This is a genomic window from Moorena sp. SIO3I6 (assembly GCF_010672095.1).
The window spans coordinates 1-1,865 of the sequence record NZ_JAAHHU010000965.1; the positions used below are offsets into that span (position 1 = coordinate 1).

Sequence of the window (1,865 nt, forward strand, 5' to 3'; positions counted from 1 at the left end):
TCGGGAGTCGGGAGTCGGGAGTCGGGAGTCGGGAGTCGGGAGTCGGGATAAGTAAATTGAATGTACTTCATAAGTAGGATTAACACTATATATCTTTTTTGGATCGAGCTGGTGCTGCCAAGTAACAAGTCACAATTAACATTTGTTAATTTTTTATTAATAATTAATTAATAACTATAGCGATTCTCATAGTAATTAGCTACACACACCTATTTTTTCCCTGTTACCAGATTCGCTCTTACCTATTCCCTATTCCCTATTCCCTATTCCCTGTTCCCTGTTCCCTATTCCCTGTTCCCTTTGCTAAGGCTATACTCCTTGACCTAATCCTAAAACCTAATCAACTGCTAATCACCATTAGGTATGTTATAGCTGCTGCGATCGCTAAGGTGGATTCATACCAAAAAAAAGAGAAAATTAACCATGGCTACGTTAGTAACTGAACTTGATAAGCTATCCAACCTAATTCCGGAATCAGAACTAAATTTAATCAAGTCACTGCCACAATCTATTCAGGATCAGGTAGTTCCTAGCCCCGATTTATCTAAGTCTGCTGGTACACCGATTCAGTTAAATTTGACCCAGATACAACAGTTAGTTCCCAATGATTCAGGCTTAAAAAGCTTATCATCGAAATCTATAATATCAGGGCCTTTTAACTTTATTATTGGTACTCCCAATCCTGACTTTTTAATAGGTAGTAACAAGAACGATTTAATTTTAGGACGTGGCGGAAATGACGTCATTGTAGCACTCGGTGGCAATGACCTTGTGTTTGGTGAAGAGGGAAATGACATTATTATCGCTGGCTCAGGTAATGATTTTGTATCTGGCGGCTCAGGTAATGACTTTGTGTTTGGCAGTTCTGGTAATGATATCTTGGATGGTGGCTCTGGTAATGACTCCCTATTTGGCGGAACTGGCACAAACAATTTTATTGGCAGTAGTGGTAATGATGTCCTGGATGGAGAGGAAGGTAAGGATACCGTCGATTACACTGGTCTCGGTCGAGCCATTACTCTTTTACCCACGGGAATCGTTAACAAAAGTGGTCTTGGTCAGGATGAGCTGATCCGAGTGGAGACGATTATTGGGGATGCAGGTCAAGCTAATACTATTGATGCCTCTTCTGCTGGTACTGGTGCCTCTGTGAACGTAAATCTGCAAAAGAACAGTTTACAGATTAATGTTGTTAATGGTCCGGTTCTGAATCGCACTGTCCAAAACTTTGTGAATGTCAAGGGTGCTGGTCGTAACGATACCATTATTGGTGACAACAACAGTAATCAACTTACTGGTGGTGCGGGAAGTGACGAGATTACTGGTGCCGGTGGTAATGATACCATCGTAGGTGTCGATCCCAACAGTATAAAGCCAGGTATTAAGGAAATTGATGTCTTAACCGGAGGACCTGGTGCTGATAAATTTGTGATTGGAGATAGCAAAAATCCTTACTATGTCGGTGGAGGAGGATTTTTGGGTCTGAATGATTACGCTCTACTTAAGGATTTCCAATCCGGTACGGATAAAATCCAACTCAAAAAAGCTAACTATATCTTTGGATCAAACTTTATCGCTCTCAATAACGGCTTATCTTCTTCTGAGAAAAGTCTTGCTTCAGCGGAACAGATTGCTCAGGATATTGCTGGAGGTAAGAGTAATGGTCTTGAATCTCAGCTCACCACAGGGGATAGTTTGGACTCTGTTAAGATCGCCCCTAATTTCGGCTTTGACATTGTTGCGATTGTGTCTGGTGGCTATAACCAAGGGGATCTCTCCTTTGTATAACGATTAGTTTGGTGGCCAGTGCTTAGCCATGGGCTTTGGCTTGGTGAATCGGTTTGGTTCACTGCCCACCCTACATG

The 1,865-nt window shown here is 41.9% G+C and carries 1 protein-coding gene; it reads left to right on the forward strand.

All coding sequences use genetic code 11. The annotated features are described in order from the left end of the window. The first annotated feature begins 423 nt into the window (after positions 1 to 423). On the forward strand, positions 424 to 1,788 hold the full coding sequence (locus F6K49_RS45010) for a hypothetical protein (RefSeq protein ID WP_293108595.1): 1,365 nt from the start codon (positions 424 to 426) through the stop codon (positions 1,786 to 1,788). The last annotated feature ends 77 nt before the right edge of the window (positions 1,789 to 1,865 follow it).